At 72.6% G+C, this 26,326-nt stretch carries 24 protein-coding genes, 1 pseudogene and 1 riboswitch; of the genes and pseudogenes, 11 read left to right on the top strand and 14 right to left on the bottom strand.

Translation table 11 applies throughout. From position 1 onward, the window contains the following. Positions 1-496 (top strand): SDR family oxidoreductase (locus E1283_RS05730; RefSeq protein ID WP_132816777.1); only part of this gene is annotated, 496 nt, incomplete at its 5' end. 30 nt (positions 497-526) lie between these two features. On the opposite strand, the gene E1283_RS05725 is transcribed toward E1283_RS05730, so the two are convergent. The 5 genes from E1283_RS05725 to E1283_RS05705 are packed head-to-tail and all read right to left on the bottom strand — an operon-like array spanning position 527 to position 6,269. Then, positions 527-1,552, bottom strand: a complete 1,026-nt coding sequence (locus E1283_RS05725) for an SIS domain-containing protein (RefSeq protein WP_132816779.1) — start codon at positions 1,550-1,552, stop codon at positions 527-529. Positions 1,553-1,596: 44 nt separating this feature from the next. Further along, entirely contained in the window at positions 1,597-3,156 is a 1,560-nt protein-coding gene (locus tag E1283_RS05720) for a glycoside hydrolase family 3 protein (RefSeq protein WP_132816776.1), read from the bottom strand. Between the two features lie 9 nt (positions 3,157-3,165). Continuing rightward, positions 3,166-3,993: a carbohydrate ABC transporter permease gene (locus E1283_RS05715; protein WP_132816775.1), complete on the bottom strand. Its 828-nt coding sequence runs from the start codon at positions 3,991-3,993 to the stop codon at positions 3,166-3,168. Then, positions 3,990-4,979, bottom strand: a complete 990-nt coding sequence (locus E1283_RS05710) for a carbohydrate ABC transporter permease (RefSeq protein WP_132816774.1) — start codon at positions 4,977-4,979, stop codon at positions 3,990-3,992. Before E1283_RS05710 ends, E1283_RS05715 begins: the two co-directional genes overlap by 4 nt. A 24-nt stretch (positions 4,980-5,003) precedes the next feature. Then, positions 5,004-6,269: an extracellular solute-binding protein gene (locus E1283_RS05705; protein WP_132816773.1), complete on the bottom strand. Its 1,266-nt coding sequence runs from the start codon at positions 6,267-6,269 to the stop codon at positions 5,004-5,006. Between the two features lie 270 nt (positions 6,270-6,539). Here E1283_RS05705 and E1283_RS05700 point away from each other — a divergent pair, with 270 nt between their 5' ends. Then, on the top strand, positions 6,540-7,337 hold the full coding sequence (locus E1283_RS05700; protein WP_132816772.1) for a GntR family transcriptional regulator: 798 nt from the start codon (positions 6,540-6,542) through the stop codon (positions 7,335-7,337). Positions 7,338-7,797: 460 nt separating this feature from the next. On the opposite strand, the pseudogene E1283_RS38560 reads toward E1283_RS05700, so the two are convergent. Next, positions 7,798-8,718 (bottom strand): annotated as a pseudogene (locus E1283_RS38560) (ADP-ribosylglycohydrolase family protein); the annotation flags it as partial. Positions 8,719-8,981: 263 nt separating this feature from the next. Between E1283_RS38560 and E1283_RS05690 the strand changes: the two are divergent. The 5 genes from E1283_RS05690 (at position 8,982) to E1283_RS05670 (ending at position 16,930) form a co-directional block, all read left to right on the top strand. After that, positions 8,982-11,114 carry a carbon starvation CstA family protein gene (locus E1283_RS05690; protein WP_132816778.1) on the top strand — a complete coding sequence of 711 codons (2,133 nt, stop codon included), beginning with the start codon at positions 8,982-8,984 and terminating at the stop codon, positions 11,112-11,114. After that, complete coding sequence (locus E1283_RS05685; protein WP_132816770.1) at positions 11,111-11,302, top strand: CstA-like transporter-associated (seleno)protein; 192 nt, start codon at positions 11,111-11,113, stop codon at positions 11,300-11,302. Before E1283_RS05690 ends, E1283_RS05685 begins: the two co-directional genes overlap by 4 nt. A 208-nt stretch (positions 11,303-11,510) precedes the next feature. Beyond that, positions 11,511-13,007, top strand: a complete 1,497-nt coding sequence (locus tag E1283_RS05680) for a DUF2079 domain-containing protein (protein ID WP_132816769.1) — start codon at positions 11,511-11,513, stop codon at positions 13,005-13,007. A 209-nt stretch (positions 13,008-13,216) separates the two neighbouring features. Then, positions 13,217-13,344, top strand: a riboswitch (cobalamin riboswitch). 179 nt (positions 13,345-13,523) lie between these two features. Then, positions 13,524-15,908, top strand: a complete 2,385-nt coding sequence (locus E1283_RS05675; protein ID WP_132816768.1) for a ribonucleoside-diphosphate reductase subunit alpha — start codon at positions 13,524-13,526, stop codon at positions 15,906-15,908. A gap of 65 nt (positions 15,909-15,973) precedes the next feature. Beyond that, positions 15,974-16,930 carry a ribonucleotide-diphosphate reductase subunit beta gene (locus E1283_RS05670; RefSeq protein WP_207930306.1) on the top strand — a complete coding sequence of 319 codons (957 nt, stop codon included), beginning with the start codon at positions 15,974-15,976 and terminating at the stop codon, positions 16,928-16,930. 101 nt (positions 16,931-17,031) lie between these two features. On the opposite strand, the gene E1283_RS05665 is transcribed toward E1283_RS05670, so the two are convergent. Together E1283_RS05665 and E1283_RS05660 are read right to left on the bottom strand one after the other, a co-directional pair. Further along, a complete protein-coding gene (locus E1283_RS05665) occupies positions 17,032-17,829 on the bottom strand; it encodes a class I SAM-dependent methyltransferase (RefSeq protein WP_132816766.1) in 798 nt (265 codons plus the stop codon). 176 nt (positions 17,830-18,005) lie between these two features. Further along, positions 18,006-18,587, bottom strand: a complete 582-nt coding sequence (locus tag E1283_RS05660; protein WP_132816765.1) for a TetR/AcrR family transcriptional regulator — start codon at positions 18,585-18,587, stop codon at positions 18,006-18,008. 100 nt (positions 18,588-18,687) lie between these two features. Here E1283_RS05660 and E1283_RS05655 point away from each other — a divergent pair, with 100 nt between their 5' ends. From E1283_RS05655 to E1283_RS05645, 3 genes are read left to right on the top strand one after another with little or no spacing between them, the layout of a single operon-like run. Further along, complete coding sequence (locus E1283_RS05655) at positions 18,688-19,575, top strand: SDR family oxidoreductase (protein WP_132816764.1); 888 nt, start codon at positions 18,688-18,690, stop codon at positions 19,573-19,575. A 30-nt stretch (positions 19,576-19,605) separates the two neighbouring features. After that, positions 19,606-19,965 (top strand): helix-turn-helix domain-containing protein, encoded by a 360-nt coding sequence (locus tag E1283_RS05650; RefSeq protein ID WP_243744618.1) that lies wholly within the window; start codon positions 19,606-19,608, stop codon positions 19,963-19,965. Continuing rightward, entirely contained in the window at positions 19,962-20,780 is an 819-nt protein-coding gene (locus E1283_RS05645) for an intradiol ring-cleavage dioxygenase (protein WP_132816762.1), read from the top strand. Before E1283_RS05650 ends, E1283_RS05645 begins: the two co-directional genes overlap by 4 nt. A 47-nt stretch (positions 20,781-20,827) precedes the next feature. On the opposite strand, the gene E1283_RS05640 is transcribed toward E1283_RS05645, so the two are convergent. From E1283_RS05640 to E1283_RS05620, 5 genes are all read right to left on the bottom strand, one after another. Beyond that, positions 20,828-21,562, bottom strand: coding sequence for a D-Ala-D-Ala carboxypeptidase family metallohydrolase (locus E1283_RS05640; RefSeq protein ID WP_132816761.1), 735 nt, complete (start codon positions 21,560-21,562; stop codon positions 20,828-20,830). An 89-nt stretch (positions 21,563-21,651) separates the two neighbouring features. Further along, positions 21,652-22,281, bottom strand: coding sequence for a peptide deformylase (gene def, locus E1283_RS05635; protein ID WP_132816760.1), 630 nt, complete (start codon positions 22,279-22,281; stop codon positions 21,652-21,654). Positions 22,282-22,362: 81 nt separating this feature from the next. Next, positions 22,363-23,355, bottom strand: coding sequence for a tetratricopeptide repeat protein (locus E1283_RS05630; protein ID WP_132816759.1), 993 nt, complete (start codon positions 23,353-23,355; stop codon positions 22,363-22,365). A gap of 309 nt (positions 23,356-23,664) precedes the next feature. Further along, positions 23,665-24,000: a mycothiol system anti-sigma-R factor gene (gene rsrA, locus E1283_RS05625; protein ID WP_132816758.1), complete on the bottom strand. Its 336-nt coding sequence runs from the start codon at positions 23,998-24,000 to the stop codon at positions 23,665-23,667. Next, positions 23,997-24,626: a sigma-70 family RNA polymerase sigma factor gene (locus tag E1283_RS05620; protein WP_425086133.1), complete on the bottom strand. Its 630-nt coding sequence runs from the start codon at positions 24,624-24,626 to the stop codon at positions 23,997-23,999. Before E1283_RS05620 ends, rsrA begins: the two co-directional genes overlap by 4 nt. Positions 24,627-24,907: 281 nt before the next feature. Between E1283_RS05620 and E1283_RS05615 the strand changes: the two genes are divergently transcribed. After that, a complete protein-coding gene (locus E1283_RS05615) occupies positions 24,908-25,315 on the top strand; it encodes a hypothetical protein (RefSeq protein ID WP_132816756.1) in 408 nt (135 codons plus the stop codon). 57 nt (positions 25,316-25,372) lie between these two features. Here the strand turns inward: E1283_RS05615 and E1283_RS05610 are convergent, their stop codons facing one another. Then, the gene (locus E1283_RS05610; RefSeq protein WP_132816755.1) at positions 25,373-26,200 is read right to left on the bottom strand and encodes an SOS response-associated peptidase; all 828 of its coding nucleotides are present in this window, start codon (positions 26,198-26,200) and stop codon (positions 25,373-25,375) included. Positions 26,201-26,326: the final 126 nt, after the last annotated feature.

The following is a 26,326-nucleotide window of genomic DNA, read 5'->3' as shown; positions in this document are numbered from 1 at the left end:
GGTCAACAACGCGGGCGTGGTCGACGGGCGGGAGGGCCTCGCGGGCACCGGTCCCGAGTCGTTCGACCGGATGTTCGCGATCAACGTGAGGGCGCCGTTCTTCGTCGTCCAGCACGGCCTGGGCCGGCTCCGGGACGGCGGCCGGATCATCAACGTGTCCACCGGGCTCACGCGTCGGCCGGGGCTCAACCCCGAGATCGTCGCCTACACGATGTCCAAGGGCGCCCTCGACCAGCTCACGCCGGCGCTGGCCAGGGAGCTCGGCCCCCGTGGCATCACGGTGAACTCGGTGGCGCCCGGCGCCATCGACACCGACATGAACGCGAGCTGGCTGCGGTCGAGCGCCGAGGCCCGCGAGGCCACGGCCCGGCAGTCGCCGCTCGGCCGGATCGGGATGCCGGCCGACGTGGCGGACATCGCCGGCTTCCTGGCCTCGGACGACAGCCGTTGGGTCACCGGGCAGTGGATAGACGCCACGGGGGGCGCCCTGCTCTGACGCCTCCCGTGGTCCTGGTCGGGCTCCTCGTCAGCGGGTCTCGGTGACCTTGGCCAGTGCCCGGGGCGCGTCCGGGTCCTGGCCGCGCGCCAGGGTCACCTCGTAGGCGAGGCGCTGCAGCGGCAGGATCTCCAGGATCGGCTGGAGTTCCTCCGGCACCCCCTCGGTGGGCAGCGCGAACCCGGCGGAGGCCGTCCCGGCCTGGTGCGCGGGCCCGACCACGACCAGGTCGGCTCCCCGGTCCCGCAGCCGGTCGAGCACGGGCCGCAGCGCCTGGCCGCCCCTGCCGGCGGGCACGATGGCGATCACCGGGGACACGTTGTCGACCATGGCCAGCGGCCCGTGGAGCAGGTCGGCGCCCGAGTAGGCCAGGGCCGGGATGTAGCTGGTCTCCATCAGCTTGAGCGCCGCCTCGCGGGCGGTGGGATAGCCGTAGCCCCGGGAGGTGATGACCATGCGTTCGGCGAAGCGGTAGCGGCCGGCCAGGGCACGCACCTCGTCCCGCCGGTCGAGGATCCGCTCGGCGAGTTCGGGCAGCCGGCCGGCGGCGGCAGCACCGTCGCCGCCGCGCAGGGCCTCGACGAGGAGGTAGAGGGCCAGCAGTTCCGCGGTGTAGGTCTTGGTCGCCGGCAGGGCGTTCTCGGGCCCGGCCAGCACGTCGATGTGGAACTCGCTGACGGCGGCCAGCGGGGACCCGGGGTTGTTGGTCACCGCCAGGGTGATCGCCCCGGCGTCGCGGGCCGCGGTGGTGGAGGCCACCAGGTCGGGTGAGCCACCGGACTGGCTGACGGCGATCACCAGGCAGTCGGTCAGGTCGGGCCGGGCACCGTAGGCGGTGGTGGTGGACATGGAGGTGAGGCCGCAGGGCCTGCCGAGCAGGATCTCCAGCAGGTACTTGGCGTAGAGGGCGGCGTTGTCCGAGGTGCCGCGGCCGGTCAGCAGCACGAAGCGCGGGTTCCTGGCGGCGATCCGCTCGGCGACGGCGCGGATGGGCTCCGCACCGTCGGCGAGGATCCGGCGCAGCACGGCGGGCTGTTCGGCCATCTCGGCCGCCATCACGCTGCCCGGCCGATGCCCGTCGGGAGCCGCCTGGTCGGCGGTCAACGCACCGCCCCGCGGCCGGTGATGGCCTCGGCGGCGGCCCGGCCGCAGACCCGTGCGGCGCCGTGGGTGGCGACGTACAGGGCGCCGACGGGGAGCGCGTGCGGCACGCCCATCTCGACCACCACCGTCTCGGGCCGGGCGGCGAGGAGGGCCGCCAGGGCCTCCGCCATCCAGGGGTGGCGGTGGGTGTCGCGGACCACGGCGACGACGGGGCGGTCGGCGGCGGCGGCCAGCACCTCGGCCACCAGCCCCTCGGTGCCGGCGCGTTCGGCGTCGGCGTGGGTGTGGTCGCCCGCGCTGGTGCCGGGCAGCAGCCGGTCCAGCTCGGCGGCCACGCCCCACGGGGTCTGGGTGCCGGCGGCGACGTTGGCCGCCGGGGTGAAGGCGGCCACGTAGGGGGCCCGGTCGAGCGGCTCGAAGGGGGCGGCGCCGGCCGCCGGGGTGAGGCGCACCGCGCGGCGGGCGGCGTCGAGGCCGACGGCGTCGCCGTCCCGCTCGCCGGCCGTGGCCTGGGCGCCGGCGCGGGCCTCGGTGGTCCAGCGGGCCAGCGCCCTGACCCGCTCGGCCGCGTCGTGCAGCCGCTCCTCGGGCAGTTCGCCCTCGCGCACGGCGCGGACGATGGCGTCGCGCAGCCGCAGCACCTCGGCCTCGTCGGAGGGGGTGCCGCCGACGCAGATGGCGTCGGCGCCGGCGGCGACGGCCAGGGCGCAGCCGCGGTCCAGGCCGTAGGTGGCGGCGATGGCCTTCATCTCGATGGCGTCGGAGTAGATCACTCCGTCGTAGCCGAGGCCGCCGTCGGCCACCGGGGCGCGCAGCAGCCCGGTGAGCACGGTGGAGCTGAGGGTGCCCGGCCGGTCGGGGTCGAGGGCGGGGATGAGGATGTGCGCGCTCATCACGCAGCGGCTTCCGGCGGCTATGGCCGCCTTGAAGGGCACCAGTTCGCGCTGGTGGAGGGTGTCGAGGTCGATGTCGATGCGCGGGAGCGAGAGATGGGAGTCCACGTTGGTGTTGCCGTGGCCCGGGAAGTGCTTCACGCAGGCGGCGACGCCGACGCTCTGCAACCCCGTCACGAAGGCGACCGTGTGCCGGGCCACGAGCTCCGGGTCCTGCCCGAAGGAGCGGACGCCGATCACCGGGTTCTCGGGGTCCGTGTTGATGTCGGCCGAGGGCGCCCAGTTGACGGAGACGCCGGCCTCGGCGAGGCGCCGGCCGACCTGGGCGGCCACCGCGCGGGTCAGCTCGGGGTCGTCGACGCTGCCGAGGGCGAGGTTGCCGGGGAAGGAGGAGCCGCCGAGCCGTTCCAGGCGGGTCACGTCGCCCGCCTCCTCGTCCGTCGCCACCAGCACGTCGGGCCGGACCGCCCGCAGTTGGGCGGTGAGGCCGGCCAGTTGGGCGGTGGAGACCACGTTCCTGCCGAACAGGCCCACCCCCGTCATGCCGTTCTCCAGCTGGCGCAGCAGCCAGTCGGGGGCGCTGGTGGTGCCGGCGAAGGTGGGTTGGAGGACGGCGAGGGCGTCTCGGGTCAGGGTGTCGGATGCGCGTGCCAGGGTGGTCATCGCTGGGCGTTATCCCTTCACGGCCCCCGCGGCCAAGCCGCCGGTGACCCGTCGCTGGAGGATGAGGAAGACGATCAGCACCGGAACGGTGAACAGCGAGGACGCGGCCATGGTGGCGCCCCAGTCGTTGCCGAAGTTCGTCTGGAACTGGGTGAGCCACAGCGGCAGGGTGGCCGCGTCCGGGGCCTTGTTGAGTACCAGCACCATGGCGTATTCGTTCCACGCCATGATGAACCCGAACAGCGAGGTGGCCATCAGGCCGGGGGCCAGCAGGGGAAAGATCACCCGGCGGAACGCCTGGAACCGGTCGCAGCCGTCGATCAGGGCGGCCTCCTCGAGTTCCCTGGGCACCGCGGCGATGAAGCCGCGCAGCGTCCAGATGGTGAAGGGCAGGGCCATCACGAAGTAGACGAGGACGAGGGTGCCCAGGCTGTTGAGCATGGAGAGGTCCCGGGCGTTGAGGTAGACCACGATGATCAGCACCTCCCAGGGCGCCATCTGGGCCATCATCACCGCCAGTACCATCCCCCGGCGCCCGCGGAACCGCATCCGGGCCAGCGCGAAGCTGGCGGCGAGCGCCACCACGAGCGCCAGCAGCACGGCCCCCAGGGTCACCAGCACGCTGTTGGTCACATAGGTCCAGAACAGCTCGACGCCGGTGGCGGTGGAGTAGTGCTCGAAGGTCGGGGTGAAGAAGAAGACCGGGTCCCTCGTGAGCACCTGGGAGTTGCTCTTGAACGAGGTGGAGAACATCCAGTAGACGGGGAACAGGAACACGGCGGCGAGCAGCAGCGCGACGCCGTTCCGCCACAGCCGTCCCAGGGTGCGGGTGTTCATACGGCCTCGTTCTCCTTCTCCTGCCGCAGGATCAGGCGGAAGTAGAAGGACATGGCCACCAGCAGGATCAGCAGGGTGAGCACGGAGATGGCCGCGCCGGTGCCGTACTGGTTCTGGCCCATGCCCTCGATGTAGGCCATCACCGGCAGGGTCTCCGACCCGCGGTCGGGGCCGCCGCCGTTGAGGGCGTAGATCTGGACGAACGCCTTGAACACCCAGATGATCTCGAGGAACGTGGTGATCAGGAAGAACGGCCGCATGATCGGCGCCACGATGGACCAGAAGACGCGCCAGCCGCTGGCGCCGTCCATCCGGGCGGCCTCGTAGATCTCGCCGCTGATGGTGGTGAGGCCGGCGTAGAGGTTGAGCGCGACGAACGGCACCGAGGCCCAGACGATCAGCGCGGTGACGATGGCCAGCGTCGAGGTGCCGCTGGCGAACCAGTTGTGCTGTTCGTAGCCCTCGAAGCCGAGGCCGCGCATCGCCCAGTTGGCCACGCCGAACTGGGTGTCGAACAGCCAGCGGAAGACGGTGGTGCTGGCGATGACCGGCATCGCCCAGGCGGCCACCAGGCTGATGGCGAGCAGCAGCCGCATCCGCCGGCCCAGTTGGTTGAGCAGCAGGCCGATCAGGGTGCCGATCAGCATGATCAGCACGACGTTGACGGCCATGAAGGCCACGGTGCGGAACAGGGAGTCCCAGAACCGGTCGTTCTCCAGCACCGTCCGGTAGTTGTCGAGCCCGGTCCACTCGGTGGTGCGGGAGATCAGCTGCCGGCGGCCGAACGCCTGGAACGAGATCACCAGGTTGCGGACCAGGGCGTAGCCCAGCACGGCGAGCATCGCCAGCACGGCGGGCGCGACCAGCAGGTAGGGCACCCAGCCGCCCGGCGGCCGCCAGCGGCCGCCGGACCCGGGCGCGGCCCGCCCGCCGCGCGGGGTGCCGCGCGACGGGGCGGGTGAGGCTTCCTCGATGTCGACTGTCATCAGGTTCTGTCCTCGCGGAGCGCGTTACTCGCGGTTGATCCGGTCGGTGATCTCCGCGTCGGCCTCCTCGGCGGCGCCCTGGTAGTCCTCGCCGTTGAGGGCCTTCGTCATCAGCTCCTTTATCGGGTTGGGCTCGGTCTCGACATTGGCCCAGCCAGTGGTCAGCGGCGGCAGGAAGCCGACGTCGGCGGACGCGACCATGGCCTCGGCGAAGCTGCCGGGCTCGGGCTCGGCCGTCACGTCGGTGCGGTTCGGCACCACGCCGCCGGCGTTGGCGTCCACGTAGCGCTGCGCCCACTCCTGCGAGGTGGCCATCCGCAGCCACTCGTTGGCGAGTTCGGAGTTGCCGGCCCGCTCGGAGACGGCCAGGTTGGAGCCGCCGAGGAAGACGTGGCCGAGTTGGTCGGCGGTCACGCCGGGGATCGGGAAGTAGCCGAAGTCGGCCTCGCCGCCCTGCTCCTCGATGGCGGCGATGGCGCCGGCCGCCTCCCAGCCGAGACCGATCCAGGAGGCCACGTTCCCGGACGGCACCACCTCGGTGGACTGCTGCGGGGACGCCTCGTCGATGTCGGTCGGCGAGTTGGAGAACGCCTGGAGCTGGCCGTAGAAGTCCATGCCGGCCTCGCCGGCCGGCGTGTTGAGCGCGCCGGCCCAGCTGTCGCCGTCCTCCACGGCGAAGTTGCCGCCCTCGTCCGCGATGAAGCCGCCCATCACGTAGTAGCTCTGCCCGGGCAGGTAGATCGGCTCGGCGTCGGTGTTGGCCTCGATGGCCTCCAGCGCCGCGATCCACTCGTCCCTGGTGGTCGGCACCTCGGCGCCGGCCTCCTCCCAGATGCCCCGGTCGTAGATGACGACGCGGTTGGCGCCGTACCAGGGCACGGCGTACAGGGTGTCGTCCACCCTGGCCGAGGAGAGCATGGCCTCGTTCCAGGGTTCGTCGGCGAAGTCGCCGAGGTCGGCGAGGCCGCCGGTGTTGGCGTACCCCACGGTCTGGGTGTTGCCGATCTCCAGCACGTCGACGGTGCCGTCCTCGGACAGGGCCGTGGTGACCCGGTCCTGGACGCCGTCCCACTGCTGGATCTCGAGGTTGACCTCGACGCCGTGCTCGGCCTCGAAGGCCGCGTTGAGCTCGGAGACCCAGGTCTCGGGCGCCGAGCCGTCCATGAGCCAGACGGTGATGGAGTCCGAGCTCCCGCCACCCCCGGCGCCGCTGCTGCCGTCGTCGCCACAGGCCGCCAGCGTGACCGTCAGGGTCATCATGCCGGCGGCGGCGACCAGCTTGCGCTTCACGATCCCGAGCCTCCGTAACGTTTAATGGTGGAGATACAAGAGGTGTAGACCAGTTGCCCGGGAGCTTGGACTAGACCAAGTCGGGGTGTCAAGAGTCCACGAGCGGTGCATGCTGTCCGTTACCGGACCGACATCTGTTCGGGAGCAACACCGAACTCGGGCCCATGCCACGATGTGAACTGCGAAGTCTCGGAGGAGCCGGTGACGGCTGAGAACGCGGAACCCGCCAGGGGCGGCACTGCGCGGAAGAACGACTCGGGAAGGCGTGGTATGGCGAGGGACGGTGCGACGGTCACGGGCTCACCCACCGGCACGGAGGGACCGGACCGCAGCCGCACCGCGCGGGTCCCGAAGTACTACCGCCTCAAGCGCCACCTCCAGCAGATGACCGAGACCCTGCCACCCGGCACCCCGGTGCCGCCGGAGCGCTCCCTGGCCACCGAGTTCGACACCTCGCGCACCACGGTCCGCCAGGCCCTCCAGGAACTCGTCGTCGAGGGCCGGCTGGAACGCATCCAGGGCAAGGGCACGTTCGTCGCCAAGCCGAAGGTCTCCCAGGCCCTCCAACTCACCTCGTACACCGAGGACATGCGGGCCCAGGGCCTCGAACCCACCTCCCAGCTGCTGGAGATCGGCTACATCACCGCCGACGAACGCCTCAGCCGGCTGCTCGACCTCCCGCAGGGCGGCCGGGTGTTGCGCATCGAGCGGCTGCGTCTCGCCAGCGGCGAGCCGATGGCGATAGAGACCACCCACCTGTCCCAGGAGCGCTTCCCCGCCCTCCGGCGCAGCCTGGTCCGCTACACCTCGCTCTACACGGCGCTCGCCGAGGTCTACGGCGTCCACCTGGCCAGCGCCGAGGAGACCATCGAGACCTCGCTCGCCAACCCCCGTGAGGCCGGCCTCCTCGGCACGGACGTCGGCCTCCCGATGCTGATGCTCTCCCGCCACTCCCGCGACACCGCGGGCGAGCCCGTCGAGTGGGTCCGCTCCGTCTACCGCGGCGACCGCTACAAGTTCGTCGCCAACCTCTCCCGCCCGGGCGGGGGCCTGGCCGGCCCGGCCTGACCGACGGCCCCGGCCCGGCCTCGCCGACGGGCGGTCACCGGTCGGCGCGGCGCAGCTCCTGGTAGCGCTCCCACAGTTCGGGCCGGGTGTCGTCCATGTACCAGGCACGCAGGAAGAGTTCCAGGAAGGCGCTCTCCGCCTCGTCGCCGAGGCGTCGGTACCGTTCCGGGTCCGACTCGACCAGGGCCGCCACCGGGCGCCAGCCCGCCGGGTCCTCGGCCACGGTCACCTGGAAGACGCCGTAGCCGGTCCAACTGCGGTGCAGGAACAGGTGGTCGCCCTCCAGGTACGCGTCCCACCTGTCGTCCATGCTCTGGGACCGCACCCCGTGCCGGACGCGCTGCCACTGGCCCGGGGTCCACACCAGGTCCGGCACCGGGATCGGCTCGGGGCGCCGGGGCGGCGCCGCCTCGGCGCCCAGACCGGCACGGCTCAGGTCCTCGCCGAGCTCGTGCTCCGCCACCCACTCGGGCAGCGGCTCGCGCGCGACCTGCCACGCGGCCGGGATCCCCGCCGTCCCCACCCGGGCGGCGACGATCCCGCCGACGATCGCGCACGTGGTGTCCACGTCCCCGCCCGCCGACGCGCAGGCCCACAGGGCCTCGGTGAAGTCGTCCAGGTGCCGGGCCGCGCACCACAGGGCGAACGGGACGGTGTCCGCGGCGCTCACCCGCCGCCCGTTGCCCAACCGGTGGGCCGCGTACTCGGCGTGCGGCTGGCCGAGCAACTCCCGTGCCTCGGCCAGCCCGGAGCGCACCCGCCCGGCCGGCGTCAGCTCCTCGACGGCCGCCAACAACCGCTCCCCGGTGACCGGTTCGACCCGCCCACGGGCCGCGAGCGCGGCCGCGACCGCCACGGCGACGGCCCCGGCCACCGCCTCCGGATGGGTGTGCGTCACCCGGGCCGACCGGCCCGCCTGGGCGGCCGCCTCGGCCACGTCCACGGCGAACCACGCCCCCAGCGGAGCCACCCGCATCGCGGCCCCGTTGCCCCACGACCCCTGGCCGTCGAACAGCCCCGCGGCCAGCTCCTGCCACTTCCCACCGCCGCGGACCAGGCGCAACAGCCGGTTCATCGCCGGCCCGTAGCCCCGGTCGAAATCGTGCCGGCGAGCGAAGCCGCGCACCAGGTCGTGCTGATCGACGCCGCCGTGCCGACGCAGCACGTCGAAGACCGAGCAGGCCATCTCCGTGTCGTCCGTCCACGGCCAACCGGCGTCGGGCAGCCGGCGCTCCCGCAGCCGGGGGAGGTTCTCCGGCACGAAGAACTGGGCGCCGAAGGCGTCGCCCACGGCCACGCCGCGGAGGGCGTCGCGGGCGGCGGAGCGGTGGTCGAAGGAACGGACGGGGATGGAGGTGGGAGAGGTGAACTCGGTGGACATCTCCCCCATCCTGCCAAGCCGTCTCGCCGTGGTGCGACCCCGATCCCCGCCGGCGCCCGGCCGGTTCCCCGGCGCCGGTCCGGGGAACCGTCCACCTCGGGCGCCGCTCCGCCCCTGGTCAACGGCCGCTCGCTGGCCTAGATTCCGGCCAGTCAGTCAAGGAGGACAGGCGGGAGACCACCGTGCAATTCCCCACGCACGCACGACCACGCTCCATTGCCATCTGGACAGCGGTCGCCCTCATCGGCGCCGTCGGCTGGTCCATGCTGGCCCTTTACCGCGACGAGGAGGTTTCCGCCGCCTGGATGGTGGCCGCCGCGCTCGGCTCGTACGCCATCGGCTACCGCTTCTACGCCCGCTACATCCAGACCCGCGTGCTGCGCGCCGACCCCACCCGCGCCACGCCGGCCGAACGCGTCAACGACGGCGTCGACTTCCACCCCACCGACCGCCGGGTGCTGCTCGGCCACCACTTCGCCGGCATCTCGGGCGCCGGCCCGCTCGTCGGTCCCGTGCTCGCCGCCCAGATGGGCTATCTGCCGGGCACCATCTGGATCATCGTCGGCGTCATCTTCGCCGGCGCCGTCCAGGACATGGTGGTGCTCTTCTTCTCCACCCGGCGCGACGGCAAGTCGCTCGGCCAGATCGCCCGCGAGGAGATCGGCCCGGTCGGCGGCATCGCCGCCGTGATCGCCGTCTTCGCCATCATGATCATCCTGCTGGCGGTGCTGGCCCTGGTGGTCGTCAACGCGCTCGCCGAGTCGCCCTGGGGCACCTTCTCGGTCGGCCTGACCATCCCGATCGCCCTCTTCATGGGCGTCTACCTGCGCTATCTGCGCCCCGGCCGCGTCGCCGAGGTGACCGTCATCGGCGTCGCGCTGCTGCTGCTCGCCATCGCGTCGGGCCGCTGGGTCGCCAACTCCGGCCTGGCCGACACCTTCACGCTCTCGCCCCGCACCCTCGTCATCTGCCTGGTGATCTACGGCTTCGCGGCCTCCGTCGCCCCGGTGTGGCTGCTGTTGGTGCCGCGTGACTACCTGTCGACCTTCATGAAGATCGGCACCATCGTGCTGCTCGCCTTCGCCCTGGTGGTCACCCTGCCAGGACTCCAGATGGAGGCGGTCACCGACTTCGCCGGCAACGGTGAGGGACCGGTCTTCGCCGGCTCGCTCTTCCCGTTCGTGTTCATCACCATCGCCTGCGGCGCGGTCTCCGGCTTCCACGCCCTCATCTCGTCCGGCACCACGCCCAAGATGATCCAGAAGGAGACCCAGGTCCGCACCATCGGCTACGGCGCGATGCTGATGGAGTCCGGCGTCGCCATCATGGCGATCACGGCGGCCTGTGTGCTCGACCCCGGCGTCTACTTCGCGATGAACGCCTCGCCCGCGGTGATCGGCGACACCCTCCAGTCGGCCTCGGAGACCATCTCCTCCTGGGGCTTCTCGGTCACCCCCGAGCAACTGGCGGCCGCCGCGGAGTCGGTGGAGGAGGAGTCGCTGCTCTCCAGGACCGGTGGCGCCCCGACGCTCGCCCTCGGGCTGGCGGCGATCCTCGCCGACATCCTCGGCGGCGACGCGATGATGAGCTTCTGGTACCACTTCGCGATCATGTTCGAGGCGCTGTTCATCCTGACCGCGATCGACGCGGGGACCCGGGTCGGCCGCTTCATCGTCCAGGACGCGGTGGCCTCCCTCCACCCCAGGTTCGGCCGGATGCGCGCGACGAACTGGCTGCCAGGCATCGCGTTCAGCAGCGCCGTCGTCGTCGCCCTCTGGGGCTATCTGCTGTGGGTCGGCGTCAACGATCCACTCGGCGGGATCAACACGCTGTTCCCGGTGTTCGGCATCTCCAACCAGCTCCTGGCGGCGGTGGCGCTGGCCGTCTGCACGGTGCTGCTGGTGAAGTCCGGGCGGCTGCGGCACGTCTGGGTGACGCTGGTGCCGCTGACGTGGCTCGCCGTGGTCACCTTCACCGCGAGCTGGCAGAAGGTGTTCTCCGGCGACCCGGCCGTCGGCTTCTGGTCCCGGCGCAACCAGTACCAGGACGGCATCGACGCCGACCAGCTGCTGCCCGGCGCCGCGGACCTGGACGACATGCGGACCATCGTCACCAACGCCACGGTCGACGCGGTGATCTCCGCCGTGCTGGCGCTGCTGGTGCTGATCGTGTTCGCCGACGCCCTGCGGGTGTGCGTGCGGGCGGTGCGGAACCCGGACGCCGTCCGGCTGCGGGAGTCCCCGCACGTCCCCTCGAAGCTGGTCGCGCCGGCCGGCCTGATCCCCACCAGCGAGGAACGCGCCGAACTGGTCGCGGCCGGACTCGGCCCGGGCGGCGGCATCCCCGAGCAGTCCACCGGGCCGCGGGCCACCGCGAAGGCGGAGGCCGGCGAATGAGACGCGCGGCGGCCTGGCTGCGTTGGTACGTCACCGAGCTGACCGGCGAGAACGCCTACGCCCGCCATGTCGCGCGGGTACGCGAGGCCGACGCGACGGCCCCCGTCCCCTCCCGGCGCGCGTTCGAGCGCGAGCGGCTGGAACGGCGCTACGGCGACCCACGGAACGGGGGCGGCGTCTGCTGCTAGGCCCCGTCCGGGCGGTGCCCGTCGCCGGGGCGACCCGGCGACGGCACGCCCGGCTGGCCGGGGCGGGCGGCCCCGGCCGGCTGGAGACCGGCGTCGTGGTCGGGAACCGTCCGGCCCGCTCGGACGTCATTCCTGCGGCGGGGTGGGCTTCGGCCCTCGTACCACGCCGTCCTCGCGCCCCGACCCTCGTGACCGCAGCGGTGTCCCGATGACCAGCACCACCTCGACGACCTCATCCTCGAATTCCTCGAATTCCTCGAACTCCAGCACGGAGAGCGGCGGCGGCCACCCCCAGGAGCCGGCCGCCGGCACCGGTGCGGGGCCGCGCCCGGCGCCGTCCCGGTTCCGCCCGCCGTCGGACGGCGTGCTGCTGGCGCTCGGGTTCTTCGTCGTCTACGCGCTGCTGTCCGTCACCCGCTACCTGCGCTACGAGAACCGGTCCTGGGACCTCGGCATCTTCGAGCAGGCCGTCAGCGCCTACGCCCAGCTGCGGGAGCCGGTCGCCGACCTCAAGGGGCCCGGGTTCCCGATACTGGGCGACCACTTCAGCCCGGTCACCGCGCTGATCGCGCCGTTCTACCGGGTCTTCCCGACCCCCGTCACCCTCCTCGTCGTCCAGGCCGCGCTGTTCGCGCTCGCCGTGGTGCCGGTCACCCGGGGCGCCGCCTTCCTGCTCGGCCGGCCGGCCGGGGCGGCCGTCGGGGCGGCCTTCGGGCTCTCCTGGGGGATGCAGCAGGCGGTCGACTTCGACTTCCACGAGATCTGCTTCGCCGTCCCGCTGATCGCGTTCTCCCTGGAGGCCGTGGTCCGCGAGCGCTGGCGCGCGGCGCTCTGCTGGGCGTTGCCGCTGCTGCTGGTCAAGGAGGATCTGGGGATGACGGTCGCCGTCATCGCCCTGGTGGTGGCGTGGCGCGCGCAGCAGGCCGGGCACGTCCGCGCGCCCCGGGTCGCGCTGGCGGTGGCCGGCTTCGCGGTGGTGGCCTGCCTCCTGGTGATAGCCGTGGTGATACCGGCCTTCAACGCGGGCGGCGACTACGACTACTGGGCCAAGGTGGACGAGGGCGGCGGCCCGCTCGACGCCCTGTTCACGGCCGTCGACCAGAAGGTCCGTACCCTGCTGTGGATCCTGGTGCCCACCACCGGCCTGCTGGCCCTCCGCTCGCCGCTGCTGCTCGTGGTGGTGCCCACCATCGCCTGGCGGTTCGTGTCCCAGGAGCCGAACTACTGGGGCGTCGACTTCCACTACAGCGCCGTGCTGATGCCCGTCACGGCGCTGGCGCTGGCCGACGCGGTCGCCCGTTCCCGTGCCTCCCGGCGTCCCTGGCTGCGCGGCTACGCCCGCCAGTTGCCGGCCGCCGCGCTGGCCGCCGCGCTGGCGCTCAGCGCCTACCAGCCGATCGCCACCCTCACCCACGCCGACACCTACCGGCCGGGCCCCGCGGCCGAGGCGGGCGAGCGCGTGCTGGCCGCCGTCCCCGACGGGGCGGACGTCGCGGCCAACGTCCGGCCGATCTCCCATCTCACCCAGCGCTGCCGGGTGTTCTGGATCGGCGACACCGCGGGGTCGGCCCCCGAGTACATCGCCTACTACGATCCGGCGCGGGACGCGGCCGGCATGGTGGCGTACGCCCGACAGCTGTATCCGGAGGCGGCCTACCGGGTGACGGCGAGTGAGGCCGGCTTCTGGGTGCTGCGGCGCGACTGATCCGTCCGCGCATTCGCGATCGCACACAAGCGAAGGATCGAGGTTCGCGTCGCGTCGCCGTCGCACGCCCTCGGGCGCCAGGTGAACGGCCGGGGCGCCCGTCACCCGCCGCACGCCTGGGCATTCGCATGTTCGCTCCCCTCGCTCCGTCACCAAGGAGACACGGAACACAACATATAGGGGTGCATGGTTGGGGCAGCACAAGATGTATGCTCGTCCTCGTTGTCGCCCAGGGGAATCCGGTGAGAGTCCGGAACTGTCCCGCAACGGTATGCGATAGCCGGATTCGTTCGGTTCATCGTGAAGTCCGGTCGCCTGGCGGCAGCCCTACAGACGTCCGGGCCTCGGGGACTGGGCCGACGGACGCGGCGCGCATGCCTTTGCCCTACCACACGCATGCCCGCGCGCGCCGTCGTGCCCTGGCCCCGGGTGCTCACCGCGAGACGCCGCGCGCGACCCCGTCCGTGCGGCGCCCCGCGATCGATTCGATCCGATTCGATTGAGGGAGAGCATCGAGTGACCATCGCACCCGTCGCACCCGCTGAGCCGGTTTCCGCCACGCGGCCCCCCACGCTGTCGCTGACGCTCGCCGAGCTCACCGCCGACCTGCCCGCCACCGACCCCGCCCGGGTCGGGGCGGCCGTGGCGCGCGGCCGGCACGCCGGCTCCGACGAGGCCGAGTTGCGCTCGCTGGCCATCGAGGCCGCCGCCGGCCTGATCGCCGAGGAGCCCGAGTACTCGCGGCTCGCGGCCCGGCTCCTCACCCTCGCCATCCGCGAGGAGGCCGCCGGACAGGGCGCCGACTCGTTCTCCGCCTCCATCGCCGTGGGCCACCGCGAGGGCCTGATCGGCGACCGCGCCGCCGCGTTCGTCCGCCGCCACGCCTCCCGGCTCGACGCGCTCGTCGAACACGCCGTCACGACCGGCGCCGACGACCGCTTCGAGTACTTCGGGCTGCGCACCGTCGAGTCCCGCTACCTGCTGCGCCACCCCACCACCCGCCGGGTGATCGAGACCCCCCAGCACTTCCTGCTGCGCGTCGCCTGCGGCCTGGCCGAGGACGAGTCGGAGCGGGCCCTGAAGGACGTGGCCGAGCTCTACCGGCTCACCAGCTCGCTCTCCTACCTGCCGTCGTCGCCCACCCTGTTCAACTCCGGCACCCGGCACCCGCAGATGTCGTCCTGCTACCTGCTGGACTCCCCCGCCGACGAGCTGGACTCCATCTACGAGCGCTACCACCAGATCGCCCGGCTCTCCAAGCACGCCGGCGGCATCGGCCTCTCGTACTCCCGCATCCGCGCCCGCGGTTCGCTGATCCGCGGCACCAACGGCAAGTCCAACGGCATCGTGCCGTTCCTCCGCACCCTGGACTCCTCGGTTGCCGCCGTCAACCAGGGCGGCCGCCGCAAGGGCGCGGCCTGCGTCTACCTGGAGACGTGGCACGCGGACATCGAGGAGTTCCTGGAGCTCCGCGACAACACGGGCGAGGAGGCGCGGCGCACCCACAACCTCAACATCGCGCACTGGATCCCCGACGAGTTCATGCGGCGCGTCGACTCCGACGGCGACTGGTCGCTGTTCTCGCCGGCCGACGTGCCCGAGCTCGTGGACCTGTGGGGCGACGAGTTCGACGCCGCCTACCGCCGCGCCGAGCAGGCCGGCCTGGCCCAGCGCACCATCCCGGCCCGCCAGCTCTACGCCCGGATGATGCGCACCCTGGCCCAGACCGGCAACGGCTGGATGACGTTCAAGGACGCCGCCAACCGCACCGCCAACCAGACCGCGCGGCCCGGCAGCATCGTGCACTCCTCGAACCTCTGCACCGAGATCCTGGAGGTCACGAACGACGGCGAGACGGCCGTCTGCAACCTGGGCTCCGTCAACCTGGCCGCCCACCTGGGCGACGACGGCGCGATGGACTGGGAGCGGCTGGACGCCACCGTGCGCACCGCCGTCACGTTCCTGGACCGGGTCATCGACCTGAACTTCTACCCGACGACCCAGGCCGACGCCTCCAACTCCCGCTGGCGGCCGGTGGCGTTGGGTGTGATGGGTCTGCAGGACGTGTTCTTCAGGCTCCGGCTGCCGTTCGACTCCCCCGCGGCCCGCGAGCTGTCCACCCGGATCGCCGAGCGCATCATGCTCACGGCCTACGAGACCTCGGCCGACCTCGCCGAGCGGAACGGCCGGCACCGCGGCTGGGCCGAGACCCGCACCGCGGACGGCGTGCTGCACCCGGACCACTACCCGGACGCCACCGCCACCTGGCCCGAGCGCTGGGCCGCCCTGCGCGAGCGCGTCGCCACGACCGGCATGCGGAACTCGCTGCTGCTCGCCATCGCGCCCACCGCCACCATCGCCTCCATCGCCGGCGTCTACGAGTGCATCGAGCCGCAGGTCTCCAACCTCTTCAAGCGGGAGACGCTGAGCGGCGAGTTCCTCCAGGTCAACTCCTACCTGATCGACGAGCTCAAGCGGCTCGGGCTCTGGCACGACGCCACCCGCGAGGCGCTCCGCGAGGCCAACGGCTCGGTCGCCGAACTCCCCGGCCTGCCGGACGAGTTGAAGGAGCTGTACCGGACGGCGTGGGAGCTGCCGCAGCGCGCCCTGATCGACATGGCCGCGGCCCGCACCCCGTACCTCGACCAGAGCCAGTCGCTGAACCTGTTCATGGCGGCGCCCACCATCGGCAAGCTCAGCTCGATGTACGCCTACGCCTGGAAGAAGGGGCTCAAGACCACCTACTACCTGCGCTCGCGCCCGGCCACCCGGATCGCGCAGGCCGCCCGCGCCGCCGCGCCCGTCGGCGTCCCCGTCTCCGCGTCCGTCTCCGCTTCCGTCCCCGAGCAGGCTGTCGCCTGCTCCCTGGAGAACCCCGAGTCCTGCGAGGCCTGCCAGTGACCACCACACCCAAGACCACCGTCAAGAACCTGCTGGACCCCGGCTTCGAGCTGACGCTGCGCCCGATGCGCTACCCGGCGTTCTACGAGCGGTACCGGGACGCCATCAAGAACACCTGGACGGTGGAGGAGGTCGACCTCCACTCGGACGTGGCCGACCTGGCCAAGCTCTCGGCCGGCGAACAGCACCTGATCGGCCGCCTGGTGGCGTTCTTCGCCACCGGCGACTCGATCGTCGCCAACAACCTGGTGCTCACGCTCTACAAGCACATCAACTCCCCCGAGGCCAGGCTCTACCTGTCGCGGCAGCTGTTCGAGGAGGCCGTGCACGTCCAGTTCTACCTGACGCTGCTCGACACCTACCTCCCCGACCCGGACGAGCGCGCGGCGGCCTTCGACGCGGTGGAGAGCATCCCGTCGATCCGCGAGAAGGCGCAGTTCTGCTTCCGCTGGATCGACTCGGTCGACGACCTGTCGAGCCTCCAGACCCGCGAGGACCGTCGCCGGTTCCTGCTCAACCTGATCTGCTTCGCGGCCTGCATCGAGGGGCTGTTCTTCTACGGCGCCTTCGCCTACGTCTACTGGTTCCGCTCCCGCGGCCTGCTGCACGGCCTGGCCACCGGCACCAACTGGGTGTTCCGGGACGAGAGCTGCCACATGGACTTCGCCTTCCACGTGGTGGACACGGTCCGCGCCGAGGAGCCGGACCTGTTCGACGAGGAGATGGAGCGCGAGGTCACGGAGATGCTGAGGGAGGCCGTCGAGGCCGAGCTCCAGTTCGCCCGCGACCTGTGCGGTGACGGCCTGGCCGGCATGAACACCGAGTCGATGCGCGAGTACCTGGAGTGCGTGGCCGACCAGCGGCTGGTCCGGCTCGGCCTGAAGCCGATCTACGGCTCCCGCAACCCGTTCGGGTTCATGGAGCTGCAGAACGTCCAGGAGCTGACGAACTTCTTCGAGCGCCGCCCGTCCGCCTACCAGGTGGCGGTCGAGGGCAACGTCTCCTTCGACGACGAGTTCTGATCCCGCCGACCCGTCGCCCCGTCGACCGCCGGTCCCGGCCCGCCGCACTCCCGCGCGGCGGGCCGGCCGCGTTCCCGTCCCCGTCCGCGTCCGCGTCCCCGTCAGGCGCCTGGCGCCACGGCCGTCAGCGCGACCACCTCGACCGTCTCGGTGAACTCCCGGCGCCCGCCGAGAGCGTGGCCCAACTCGTGGGCGAACGCCGGGCGTTCGTCCGGCGGCGGCAGCTCGTCCGGAGGCATGGCGGAGAGGATCTCGCCCACCAGACGGTCCAGGTCGAGCACGTGCTCGTAGGTGTGGCCGACCTGGCGCACCTCCCGGTAGCCGGCGGCGGTCAGCGCCCGGGCGTAGCGGTGCCGGTCGGCCGCGTCGGTCCCGCAGGTGGCGACGAGGGGGCGGCCCAGGCGGCGTTGGAGGAAGTCCCGCAACGCGCGTGACCAGTCGGTGGCCCGCAGCCACAGCGGGGTCCCGTTGGAGACGACGGCGATGCCGCCGCCGGGGCGCAGCAGGGGGGCGAGGGCGGGGAAGAGCCGGTCGGAATCCATCCAGTGCAGTGCCTGACCGACGACCGCGAGGCCGAGGCCGTGCTGGCCGACGAGGGGCGCCAGGGCCGGAACGTCGGTGTCCGCGCCGAGTACCCAGGTCACGTTGCGCACCCCGCGACGCTCGGCGGCCGCGCGGGCGTGCCGCAGCATCTCGGGCTCGGGGTCCATGCCGACGACGGCCCGTGCCCGCGCGGCGAGCGGGATGGCCAACTGCCCGGTGCCGCAGCCGAGGTCGAGGACCACGTCGTCGGCGCCGAGGCCGACGTGGTCGGCGAGCGCGTCGAGCACCGGGGCCGGGTAGCCGCGGCGGAACGCGGCGTAGTGGGCGGCGACCTCGCCGCCGAAGGAAACCGTCACACCGGCCTCCTGCCCCGCCGGCCGGGGCATGAGCCTTCGCTGCCAGCTGAGCGGCCGGTGGGACCGGCCGGTGCGCGACGCCGAGGGCCGCGGCCGGATCTCCGTCGAGGACGCCGCGCTGGCCCCGCTCGACACGGTCGAGCCCCCCGCCTCGTCCGACGCCGCCTCGCCCTCGGCTACCGGCTCCCGCCCGAGGCGCCGCCGGTCACGGCCCTGAGCTCGCCGAGCGACTCCCTGACGACCTCGGCGAGCTCCCGCTCGTCGGCCTCGCCGACCCACCGTGCGAAGGCCACCTTGAACACGGCGATGCCGGCCTCCGCGGCCAGGCTCGCGGCCGGCTCGCCGACGCCGCGCCGCCGCAGGGCCTCCGCCAGCCCGGCGGCCAGCGTGGCGAGCTTGATGAGCTCGCGCTCCCGCAGCTCCGCGTTTGCCGAGACGACCGCGTGCCGCTTCCGGGCGTACGCCCGGCGGTCCTGGAGCACGGCGGCCGCCTCCTCCAACGCGGCGGCCACCGCGTCGATCGGCGAGGCGGCGGCCGGAACGGCGTCGAGCGCCTCCACGGCGCACTCCTGCAGCGCCTCGGAGCCGGCGAACAGCACCTCCCGCTTGTCGGCGAAGTGCCGGAAGAAGGTGCGCTCGGTCAGTGCGGCCCGCCGGGCGATCTCGGCGACCGTGGTCTGTTCGTAGCCCCGCTCCACGTAGAGCTCCAACGCCGCCTCCTGCAGTCGGCCCCGCGCGTTCGGCTCCCATCGCCCCATGCGGTCGATTCTATGTGATGGCAGCGACTGACATCGCCTGCTACCGTTGATGTCAGTCGCTGACATCGATCCGCCCGCTCGGGCGGCAAGGGAGTTCCCCATGCGCGTGTTCGTCACCGGCGCGTCCGGCTTCATCGGCTCCGCCGTCGTTCCCGAACTCATCGCCGGCGGCCACCAGGTCACCGGCCTCGCCCGCTCCGACGCCTCGGCCGAGGCCCTCGCCGCCGCCGGCGCCGAGCCACACCGCGGCTCGCTCGACGACCTCGACAGCCTGCGCGCCGGCGCGGCCGCCGCCGACGGCGTCATCCACCTCGCGTTCATCCACGACTTCTCCGAGTACGAGGCCGCGCAGCGCGCCGACCTGGCCGCCATCGACGCCTTCGGCGAGACGCTGGCCGGCTCGGGGAAGCCGCTCGTCATCGCCTCCGGCCTCGCCGGGCACCCGCAGGGCCGCCCCCTGACCGAGCGGGACATGCCGGCCCGGGACGCGCCCCGCGCCGCCGCCGCGCGGAACGTCCTGGCGCTGGCCGAGCGCGACGTCCGCTCGTCCGTGCTGCGGCTCTCCGCCAGCGTGCACGACAAGGGCGACCCCGGCTTCGTCCACGCCCTGGTCGACATCGCCCGCGACCGGGGCGTCTCCGGCTACCTCGACGACGGCGCCAACCACTGGCCCGCCGTCCACCGGCTGGACGCCGCCCGCCTCTTCCGCCTGGCCGTCGAGGACGCCCCCGCGGGATCGGTCCTGCACGGCGTCGCGGACGAGGGTGTCCCCATCCGCACCATCGCGGAGATCATCGGCCGCCACCTCGACCTCCCGACGGCCTCCGTCCCGGCCGACAAGGCGGCCGAACACTTCGGCTGGCTCGGCCGCTTCCTCGCCCTCGACGTCCGCGCCGGCAACGCCCTGACCCGCGAGCTCCTCGACTGGCACCCGACCCACCCGAGTCTCGTCGAGGACCTGGAGGAGGGCCACTACTTCACGCCGTGAGGGAGCGTCGAGCAGGAACTGCTGGGAGAAGTGCCGGGGCACCGCCTGGCCGAGATCCGGCGGGCCCGCGGCCTGACCCAGGAGCAGGCGGCCGAGCGCATGGAGGTCACCAAGGGGCGCGTCTCGCAGACCGAACAGGGCAGGATCTCCGGCCAGGAGGTACCCGCACGGTACGTCGCGGCTCCGGGCGGACGTCCGCACCAGGCGATCTCCTTCGACAACGGTGACATCGCCGCCATCGCCCAGCCCGGCGCCGGCGCCGGCGCCGGCGCCGGCGCGACCGCGCGGCGGTCGGCCCCCGCCCCGCCAGCGGCGCACCGTAACTCTGAGCCGCTGATCAGGGGATTCTCATCGGGCCCTCATCCGGCTCCACTGTGCTGTCCGGCATGAGCGAAGAAGAACTGCACGATCACGACAGGGGACTCTCCTTCGACCTGCCGACCCTCGCCCGCCGGCGGATGTTGGCGCTGGGCGGCGGCGGGCTGCTCGCCGTGGCGGGGTGTGCCGCCGAGGCGAGCGGGGGCGGCGGCGGATCCACGTCGTCGCCGAGCGCGGCGGCCACCGAGGCGGACGCCTCGTGCGCGGCGATACCGGACGAGACCGGCGGGCCCTATCCGGCGGACGGGTCGAACGGGGTGAACGTGCTGACCGAGAGCGGGATCGTCCGCGGCGACATCACCTCCAGCTTCGGCTCCGCGAGCGGCGTCGCCGAGGGGGTGCCGCTGACGATCGAGCTCACCGTGGTGGACGCGGCGAGCGGCTGCGGCGCCGGGCTCCAGGGCGCCGCGGTGTACCTGTGGCACTGCGACCGGGACGGAAACTACTCGCTCTACTCCCAGGGCATCGAGAACGAGAACTACCTGCGCGGCGTCCAGGAGACGGACGCGTCGGGCCTGGTGACCTTCACCAGCGTCTTCCCCGCCTGCTACGAGGGCCGCTGGCCGCACATCCACTTCGAGGTCTACCGGAGCCTCGACCAGGCCACCGCCGCCAGGAACGCGCTCAAGACCTCTCAGCTCGCGCTGCCCGAGGACGTCTGCGACACCGTCTACGACAGCGACGGCTACAGCCGCAGCGTCCAGAGCTTCGCCCGGGTGTCGCTGGACACCGACAACGTGTTCAGCGACGGCTCGACGCTCCAACTCGCCACGGTGACCGGGGAGGTGAGCCAGGGCTATGTCGCCTCGCTCCGACTCGGCGTGTAGGGAGGACGGGGCGGGCGGGGCGCCGGGCGCCCCGCCCGCGGGCGACGTCAGATGCCGCAGGTCGGGGCCGACCAGGTGCGGGAGGACTTGTTCCCGACGTGGGTGTGGTCGTTGTGGCCCGGGTAGCCGGGGCCCAGGATCTCCCTGAAGCCGTGGTAGCGGGCGCGCTGCGCGAGCGTGCACAGCGAGGGCGAGCCGGTCAGGTCGACGCCGTCGCCGTAGAGGTGGCGGCTGGTGGGCGAGCCGCCGGCCGCGTTGTTGCAGGCGTACGAGCGAAAGCCGCTGCTGACGGTGATCGGCCGGTCGCCGAGCGCGTGCCGCAGGGCTTCCAGCCGCCACATGTTGACCAGCGCGTTGGCCCTGGCCGTCGCCGCGCTGACCGCGCCGCCCGACCAGTTGGAGTTGCAGCGGTTGAGCTCGGCGTAGCTGAAGTGGATGGGCGTGCAGTCGGCGTCCTGGAGCGCGTAGATCCGGTTGAACGTCTGCTGGCCGGCAATGCCGTCGGCGCTGAGGCCGTACGCCTGCTGGAAGCGGGTCACGGCGGCCGCGGTCGCGGGGCCGTAGGCGCCGTCGATGGCCAGCACCTGGCCGTAGGCCGGGTAGCCGGAGACCCGGATCTGGAGCTGTCGGACGTCCTCGCCGGAGGCGCCCTGGCTGAGTGTGCGGTTCCAGGTGTAGCAGGAGTCGGCCTGGGCCGTGCCGGCCGTGAGGACCCCGCCAACCAATACCGCTGAAGCGATCATGACAAGTGACAGAAGGAGACGCACCGCGTGTCTGAGCATGCCAACCAGCCTGACCGAGCAGTCAACGCGCGTCAACCACGCGGCCGTCGACCGCGCGGAGCCCCAACAGCCCCGCGCGGACGCCGTGTTCAGTCGTTGGGCACCGTCTCGTAGCGCGGGGTGCCCTCGTCCATCATCTTCAGGGCCTGCTTGCGCTCACGCTTGGAGAGCCGGTCGATGTAGAGCCGGCCGTACAGGTGGTCCGTCTCGTGCTGGAGGCAGCGCGCGAAGTAGCCGGTGCCGCGCACCGCGATCGGCTTGCCCGCGGCGTCCTGGCCGCGCACCACCGCGACATCGGGGCGCGCCAGCTCGGCGTACGCCGTCGGCACGGACAGGCAGCCCTCGTTGTTGTCGTCCAACACCCGCTCCTCGGCGGGCAGTTCGTCGAGAACCGGGTTGCAGACCACGCCCACGTGCCGCACTCCGTCGTCGTCGGCGCAGTCGTAGACGAAGACCTTCAGGTCGACGCCGATCTGGTTCGCCGCGAGGCCGACGCCCTCGGCCGCCCGCTGGCTGGCGAACATGTCGTCGACCAGCGCGGCGAGCTCGTCGCCGAACTCGGTGACGTCCTTCACCTCGCGGTGCAGCAACGGGTGCCCGAAGACGGTGATCGGCCGAACCGTGCCCCGCTCGCGGTGGGCGGTCTCCCGCTCCTCGCAGTCCTCGGTGTCGACGACGAACTCGTCGCTGGGCCGCTCATCGGTGTCTTGCTGCGCCATGGTGTCCGCCGTATGCCTTTCGGTCGCCTCGCGGTAACCCGTACAGCTTACGGCGCCCGCGCGGCCCGCTTGGCAGACCGCTCAGCAGACCTCTTCCAGGTCCCGCCAGTCCCTGGTGTCCTGGCTGTCGGCCACCCAGCCGTCCAGCAGCCCCCGCACCAGCGGCCCGGGCGCCGCGAGCCCGCACTCGCGCTCCGGCGACCAGAGCCCCCCGGCGCCGGTGTGGCCGAGCGGCCCTGGCCGGCCCGGCACGCTGTGGTCGTGCGGGTCGTGCTGGGCCAGGCCGTCGCCCTGCTCGCTCGGCATCCGGCTCTCCGAGCAGGCCCGGCACAGCAACCGGACCGACGACGACCAGTCCTCCGCCGCGAAGCCGGCGTCCGCCGCCAGCCGCTCCAGCGCGTCCCGGTCGGCCTCGGTGGCGGCCTCGATCAGCACCACCCACGTCGGCACGGCGGACGGCGCCCAGAGCTCGATCTCGTCGAAGACCGGGTAGACCGAGGTGACGCCGCCGGCCGTCATCGTGCGCTCGCCGCGCGGCACGCCGTCGTGCAGGACCACCTCGCCCCAGCGGCGCCCCGAGGACGGCAGCGGGATGTTCTGCACCTCGATCCTGGCCGGGTCGAGCCGCCGACCCCACACCACCTCGGCCTCGCCCTCGGGCGAGAGCCGCACCGCGGCCCCGCCGAGATCCATGCCGAGCGGCTCACCACCGCCCACGCCGGCGTCCGGCACCGGCAGCCCGTACGCCTGCCAGGCGCGGCGGGCCAGCGACCAGTCCTGGAGCGCGGTGGCGGCGATGCCCACGTTCCACCAGTCGGGGGCGCCGGCGTCCCGCTCCAGCAACGCCACGGCCCGCAGCCCGGCGGCCCGCGCCTGCTCCCAGTCGTGCCGGAACTTGTGCAGCAGGGCCAGGTTGAACCAGGACTCCGACAGCCAGGGCTCCAGATCGGCGGCACGGGTGAGCAGCGCGCCCGCGTCCTCGTAGCGGCCGTCGTCGATGAGGGTGAACGCCCGGTCGGTGGCAAGCCGCCAGTCCGTGGACGGCCGCTGCCTGACCCTGCCGAAGATCCTCACATGTCCCGCCTGATTCCCGCTTCACAGCGTGTACTTCACATCTTCCTGTCCTGACCCGAGGGCATCCAACCATGGGCGGGTTGGGCAGGACAGGTGCCTGCTCACAGCATGGGGCAGCGGGCGGTGACGCGCGAGACGGCGAAGTGGTGGGGGTGGGAGCACGGAAGGCGCGGGCGGCCGGAGCGGCCGCCGGGCGCTTGATTCAGGCGCGCGGACCGACCCGCGCGCCGGTGGGGCCGGCTCTCTCCGCCGACTCCGATCGGGTGAACGCCTCGTGCCGCGATCAGGCTCGGCGCGCGATCGGCCGGATCAGCCGGCGGCCTGGTCGGAGGCGCCGGCCGGCTCGTCGAGGGCGCCGGCCGGCTGGTCGGAGGCGCCGGCGCCGCCCTCCTCGTTCCTGATCAGATCGATCCGGCCGAGCACCTTGGCCCGCAGGTCGGACGGCACCTCGTCCTGCCCGCAGCAGCGCTTGACCAGCTTCTTCACGGACTCCTCGAGGCCGTACTTCTCCAGGCAGGGCGAGCACTCGTCCATGTGCTCCTGGATCTTGGCGCAGTCGCCGTCCGGCATCTCACGGTCGAGATACTCGTAGATACGGTCCAGGACCTCCGAGCAGTCCGTGGGGTGCGACTGTTCGCCACTCATGATCCAGCGCCTTCCTGAGCCCCGGCCGGGACGAGACCCCGCTCCCGCGCGTAGTCCTCGAGCATGTCGCGCAGCTGACGACGGCCGCGGTGCAGTCGGGACATCACCGTGCCGATGGGGGTACCCATGATGTCGGCGATCTCCTTGTAGGCAAACCCCTCGACGTCGGCGAGGTACACCGCGATGCGGAACTCCTCGGGGATCGCCTGCAGGGCCTGCTTGACGTCCGAGTCCGGCAGGTGGTCGAGCGCCTGCGACTCGGCGGAGCGCAGCCCCGTCGACATGTGCGACTCGGCGCGCGCGAGCTGCCAGTCCTCGATGTCCTCCGCGGCGCTGCGCTGCGGCTCGCGCTGCTTCTTGCGGTAGGAGTTGATGAAGGTGTTGGTGAGGATGCGGTACATCCACGCCTTGAGGTTGGTGCCCTGCCGGAACTGGTGGAACGAGCCGTACGCCTTGGCGTAGGTCTCCTGGACCAGATCCTCGGCGTCGGCCGGGTTGCGCGTCATCCGCAGCGCGGCCGAGTACATCTGGTCGAGGTAGCCCAGGGCGTCCCGCTCGAATCGGGCGCTACGCTCGGTGTCGGTCTCCTCGTGCGTGCCGTCCTCCGTGCCCGTGACCGGACCCACCTCCTTCGCGAAAGCCATGAGCCCGGGTACGGGCTCACCCGCTTCGGAGGATAGACGACCGGGGGTGGGGCGCGCCGGTCGGGACGATCGCTCGGCGGCCAGCCGGAGCGTCGCCCAGTCGACCTCGGCGGCCCGCTGGACGAGCACGCCCTCGGTACGTGGCGGGCAGGCGATGGAACCCATGGAGGCGGTCTCCCTCTCCCAGTGCGGCTGTGGCGTCATGACGCCTCCCTCAACATTCCGGGTGCCCGCCGCATTCCCCGGGGGCTACGTTGGTGGGCATGACTCCCCTGCCGGTACCCGTGCGTGACGTGCGCGTCCGTGTGCGGATGAACGCCTGCTGCGGTCCCTTCGCGCTCGTCGTCGCGGACTTCGAGCCGCCGGGCGCGGACGGTGCGCTGGAGGTGGTCAGCGCCGTGTCCGAGCGCCGGTTGCCGGCGGAGTTCCTGCCCGCACTCCGCGAGGGGCTGCTGGAGGGGCTCGGCGAGGTGACGGCCGCGGTGCTGATCACGGACGGCGCGTTCCACGAGGTGGACTCCAGCGAGCTCGGCTACCGCATCGCAGGACGCGAGGGCGGCCGGGCCGCCCTCGTCGGCGCCGGCCTGCTGCCGCCGCGGGAGGCCGACGCGCTGCGCTGGGCGACATGGCCCGGGCGGCCGAGGCCCGGGCGGAAGCGGAACCGGCCCTGATCCGCCGCCGCGACATCCCGCGCCGACCCGCCGTCCCGCCGACCCGCGCCGCCCCGCTCAGAAGAGCGTCTCCTCCTCCGGCGCCGGGAGCTCGCGCAGCAGGTCGGGGCCGTTGTTGCGGACGTTGCTCACCTCGGTGGGCACCGGGTAGGCCCGGAACCGGCCGATCGGCAGGTCATCGAGCAGCGGCCGTATCGCCTCCGGGTCGGTGCGCGACGGGTCGAGCCAGGCGTCCCAGCGCTCCGGCGGCAGCGCGACCGGCATCCGGGGGTGGATGTCGGCCAGCGCCTGCGGCGCGGTGATCCCCGCCGCGGCCCCCGCCGGCTCGGGCAGCGGGACGGACTCGGCCTCGGTGGTGAGCACCGTGCAGGTGGCCCACCAGGCGCGGGGGTGGTCCTCGGGCAGCGTCGCGTCCCGCCAGAACTCGTAGAGCCCGGCCAGCGCCATCACCGCCCCACCGATCGGCGTCACGAAGTACGGCTGCTTTCGGGGCCGCTTCCGCTTCCCCTTCTCCTCTTCCTTGCGCTCCTCGCCACCGGTCACCCACTCGTAGTAACCGTCGGCGGGGAGCAGGCAGCGGCGGGCGGCGAAGGGGCGCCGGTACGACGGCTTCTCGTGCGCGGTCTCGCTCCGCGCGTTGATCATCTTCGCGGCGCTCTCGGGCGACTTGGCCCACGACGGCACGAGCCCCCACCGCAACACCCGCAACTGCCGCACCGGCTCGGGCCCGGCGTCGCGCACCGGCCGGTCGAGAACGGCGTAGACCTCCTTGGTCGGCGCGACGTTCCAGTCCGCCGGGAGGGGCGAGGCGGGATCCCACAGCTTGACGTCGAACTCGCCGACCAGATCCTCCGGCCGCCGACTGGCCGCATACCGTCCGCACATGCGACCCCACCGCTGGGTGGCGACAGCGCGACGATCTGGGAGGGTCTGCTGGCCGGCCGGTCCGGCGTGCGGGCCCTGACGGAGGAGTGGGCCGCAGACCTTCCGGTGCGGATGGCGGCCGTGGCC

It is taken from the genome of Streptomyces hainanensis, from assembly GCF_004348415.1.
GTDB lineage: Bacteria > Actinomycetota > Actinomycetes > Streptomycetales > Streptomycetaceae > Streptomyces > Streptomyces hainanensis.
The sequence above is the reverse complement of the archived record's forward strand: the minus strand, read 5'-3'. Positions and strand labels throughout refer to the sequence as shown.

Excerpts from the sequence above, each read along its gene's own strand:
- E1283_RS05655 (WP_132816764.1), top strand. The coding sequence starts at position 18,688 with ATGCGCGTGTTCGTCACCGGCGCGTCCGGCTTCATCGGCTCCGCCGTC.
- E1283_RS05610 (WP_132816755.1), bottom strand. The coding sequence starts at position 26,200 with ATGTGCGGACGGTATGCGGCCAGTCGGCGGCCGGAGGATCTGGTCGGC.
- E1283_RS05725 (WP_132816779.1), bottom strand. The coding sequence starts at position 1,552 with ATGGCGGCCGAGATGGCCGAACAGCCCGCCGTGCTGCGCCGGATCCTC.
- E1283_RS05715 (WP_132816775.1), bottom strand. The coding sequence starts at position 3,993 with ATGAACACCCGCACCCTGGGACGGCTGTGGCGGAACGGCGTCGCGCTG.
- E1283_RS05680 (WP_132816769.1), top strand. The coding sequence starts at position 11,511 with ATGACCAGCACCACCTCGACGACCTCATCCTCGAATTCCTCGAATTCC.
- E1283_RS05615 (WP_132816756.1), top strand. The coding sequence starts at position 24,908 with ATGACTCCCCTGCCGGTACCCGTGCGTGACGTGCGCGTCCGTGTGCGG.
- E1283_RS05685 (WP_132816770.1), top strand. The coding sequence starts at position 11,111 with ATGAGACGCGCGGCGGCCTGGCTGCGTTGGTACGTCACCGAGCTGACC.
- E1283_RS05640 (WP_132816761.1), bottom strand. The coding sequence starts at position 21,562 with ATGCTCAGACACGCGGTGCGTCTCCTTCTGTCACTTGTCATGATCGCT.
- E1283_RS05660 (WP_132816765.1), bottom strand. The coding sequence starts at position 18,587 with ATGGGGCGATGGGAGCCGAACGCGCGGGGCCGACTGCAGGAGGCGGCG.
- E1283_RS05645 (WP_132816762.1), top strand. The coding sequence starts at position 19,962 with ATGAGCGAAGAAGAACTGCACGATCACGACAGGGGACTCTCCTTCGAC.
- E1283_RS05720 (WP_132816776.1), bottom strand. The coding sequence starts at position 3,156 with ATGACCACCCTGGCACGCGCATCCGACACCCTGACCCGAGACGCCCTC.
- def (WP_132816760.1), bottom strand. The coding sequence starts at position 22,281 with ATGGCGCAGCAAGACACCGATGAGCGGCCCAGCGACGAGTTCGTCGTC.
- E1283_RS05710 (WP_132816774.1), bottom strand. The coding sequence starts at position 4,979 with ATGACAGTCGACATCGAGGAAGCCTCACCCGCCCCGTCGCGCGGCACC.
- E1283_RS05670 (WP_207930306.1), top strand. The coding sequence starts at position 15,974 with ATGCGCTACCCGGCGTTCTACGAGCGGTACCGGGACGCCATCAAGAAC.
- rsrA (WP_132816758.1), bottom strand. The coding sequence starts at position 24,000 with ATGAGTGGCGAACAGTCGCACCCCACGGACTGCTCGGAGGTCCTGGAC.
- E1283_RS05690 (WP_132816778.1), top strand. The coding sequence starts at position 8,982 with ATGCTGGCCCTTTACCGCGACGAGGAGGTTTCCGCCGCCTGGATGGTG.
- E1283_RS05700 (WP_132816772.1), top strand. The coding sequence starts at position 6,540 with ATGGCGAGGGACGGTGCGACGGTCACGGGCTCACCCACCGGCACGGAG.